We start from the raw sequence: 3,068 nt of genomic DNA on the forward strand, positions 1-3,068 counted from the left end.
TCGCGCGCGGCTTGGGTGACCTTATGGGCGAGCGGGAGTCTGCATCGCTTGTCCGGAATGCCGACACGGCGACATTCCGCGGCGACGGCGTCGGCGAACTTGTTGAGCGCGACGCAGGGAATGGCGACGGGGCTGATGGCATCGCACGGTGCTGTCGGCGAGGTCTGATCCGGAGGGTCGGCGGCCACCGGTGCGGGCGTGATCAATAGCAGGCTGGTCACGCCGACGACGACCGCGCGCTGCAGCCATCGAGTGCCGGGCATGCGCGGTACTTTGACACGGCGATGGGCGGGTTTCTAGGGATGTTGTCGAAGTGTTGTCATTGGGGTTTTGATGGTTGGGGGCGTGATGTCGACGAGCACCTACTGGGTAAAACGACTGCTTGACGGAAATATCCGGCGCGGCCAACGAGCACCAAACTTGCCTAATTTCGTTTCGTCCCTATCCAAGACCACGATGACGACGCAGCGGCAGCAGAACTCAAGCTAATGCTCGGCTATCGAACCCGAAACAACGGCTTTCCATTCTGATCAAAGCAGGATGCGACGATCTGATCAATTGACGCATTCAAAAAGAATGACAATTTGACAAGTTCCGCCGTACCAGTCACTGAATCAGAACTGCTAACAGCGACCACGGCACCATCGGAAGAGATCAAAGTCAGCCGATCAACCCCTTCAAAGTCCCGGATATCGATACGGAAGTTAGGGGCTAGCTGCTCCCTCAAAATCGGAATATTTAAACGCGGCAATTCACGCTTCCGTCTAATAGCCGGACAGAACCTTCCAAAAAAGTACTTTTCAATAGTATCCATCGACGGGGCAGCCAAGATGAAGTGTTCCGGACCCATACGGTCAGAGTCCGTGACGACAAACCAGCCGCGGTCATTCCAGCCAATAAAGAGTCGGATTTCACCCAACGATGCCCAAAATATTGCGCGTCCATCTTCACTGCAGGATCCAGGCGTCAGTGTATATCCAGCAACATTTCCCCATTCCGCAAGCCTTGCGGAGATTTCTATGTGGACATTCACCGCAATACGCCAATGTCAAGTAGTTCTTCCACGTTGAGCGCCCTACCTTCACTGTCGAATATCCGGACCTGTATCGACCCTCCCGGTTGGCCCACACCAGGCGCTACTTCTGACACTTCGACATGCCAGCCGATCGGAAGATGATCGAATTCATATGCGTTATACGGCTCACGTAAGCTATTGACATGCAGTGCTCGCGCCTCCCAGGACGCCGGCACACCGTCTACCATGATCGCCAGATACTTCCCGTCCACGTTCCCAATCCGGTCGAATTGCCTACCGTAAAACCTGGCCAATTGATCTGCATCGGTAAAAGCGATCTTTGTACCCGGCACCGCTCCATCATTTCCCGGGAAATTCATCCACCAATCACCGGTGGGGCTCAGTCTGTTGAAGCGTTGAACGTATTCCTGTTCAGTATAAGCGCGCCCTTGAGGATCGCGGCCGAAGGGCGCTTCAGGATCTGTAATAAGCTGCGCAACGGTCTTCTTAATCCCGCTGGGATCGACCGGGTCATCAGGAAAATTCCAAGAATCGGACAACGTCTCACCATAGTGCGGATCGGTTGCTTTATCGGGTAACCGATGCCATCCCGGGCCAGAGGGCTCGTGGGAATGCAACGGGTCGCTCGGGGCTATTGGCGGCTCTTGCGAGCCACGGTCACCCGGCACGTCACCCACACTGACGTGGCGCGACGACTCCGGCGGTCGACCGTTGGATGAGACGCCGTCGCTAGCGCAGTGCGGGCCACCGCCACCCGGTCGTGCTAGCTCAGTCGGACTAGTTGATTCCGTGAATCGCGGGGCTGTTGCGTGGGGCGCCTGGGATGCGGGTGCAGTAACCGCGGGTGCTGGCTTGATGGACGTTCCGTCTGGTGCCACTGAGGCGGGCGTGGGTTCAGTCAGGCGCGAACTACTCGACAACATCTGGTCGCCCGCCGCAGCCGGTGCCGGAGTCGGACGCGATCCGATAGGCGTGGCCGGATCGTGCAAGCCGGCCGGCCCAGAGGTCGTGGATCCCGTTGGGGCCGCGGGCGGCTCGGCTGTGGCCGTGCTCTTTGTGGTGGATTCCGCAGGGCGTGTGGCCTCAACTGGTGCCCGCGGGGGCTCTCCTGTCGGCAAGGCCGAGGGTTCGCCGCTCGTCTTCGGATCGGTCTTGGGCAGATCCCCGCCGAGGTCCTTTAGCTCGGTGGTCAGCGCGTCGCCGGTGTGGGTGATTTCACCCAGCTGCCCGCTACCACCTGGCGCTCCGACACGCGTACCGCCGCTGCCTTCTTCCTCGGCGACGCCTTCCTCCACAGCACGCCCGCCCGTGCCAAAACGCCTGACCTCGCCAGCCCCAAGCGCCAAGGTTCCAACGTCAAAGACGTTCTCTCCCAACCCCAGTCCCGGCCGATCCCGGCTCCAATCGTCGAGGTGCAGCAATCCCTTCCAGGTCTGCGCCGCACCGTCCGGATCCAACAGGGCATAAGCCGGAAGCGAACGCACCGCCGTCACATCCAGCCCCTCCCAAGCGGCCGCCGCACCCTCGGGATCGGTGAGAAAGTGCCGTGGGCTGAGCTGGTCCATACCATGCACTGTCGAGAACGCCGCTTGGTAGACACCCTCCGTGACGTTGCTGAAGAAATCGAAAACCGTCGCCAGCGGATTGCCAACTTCGGTGCCCAGAAAATGCGTCAGCTCACCGCGCACATAGCGCTGCATCCCGCGCACCAAACCATCAGCGATCCCCATGCCGCGCTGCATCGCCTGCTCCTTGGCCTGCGCTTCACGACCCAGGTTGTGCAGCACGGCCTTGATGTCCTCGGCGATCTCTTTGATCTCTTGCAGCGCGTCGCCGTCGAAGATCGACACCACCTCATGCCACACGCCCGACGCCGATCCCAACCGGTGCAACAGGTCGCGAATGGCGTTTTGCGCGTGGGCCACCTCGTCAGCGAAATTATCGAGGGTGGCGGCCAACCGTTCACACTGCTTGCCCAGGCTTGCCATTGTGGCGCCAAGCTCGGACAAGACCGGCTGGATCAGAGGCCCTT

General features: G+C 60.1%; 2 protein-coding genes and 1 pseudogene. All 3 read right to left on the reverse strand.

Translation table 11 applies throughout. The annotated features are described in order from the left end of the window. A pseudogene (locus EET03_RS15060) lies at positions 1–263 on the reverse strand (hypothetical protein); the annotation flags it as partial. 233 nt (positions 264–496) lie between these two features. Beyond that, positions 497–1,033 carry a TNT antitoxin family protein gene (locus EET03_RS15065; RefSeq protein WP_099193558.1) on the reverse strand — a complete coding sequence of 179 codons (537 nt, stop codon included), beginning with the start codon at positions 1,031–1,033 and terminating at the stop codon, positions 497–499. After that, positions 1,030–3,068 (reverse strand): TNT domain-containing protein (locus EET03_RS30275; RefSeq protein ID WP_208649059.1); only part of this gene is annotated, 2,039 nt, incomplete at its 5' end. The genes EET03_RS30275 and EET03_RS15065, both read right to left, overlap by 4 nt.

Source organism: Mycobacterium innocens, assembly GCF_900566055.1.
GTDB lineage: Bacteria > Actinomycetota > Actinomycetes > Mycobacteriales > Mycobacteriaceae > Mycobacterium > Mycobacterium innocens.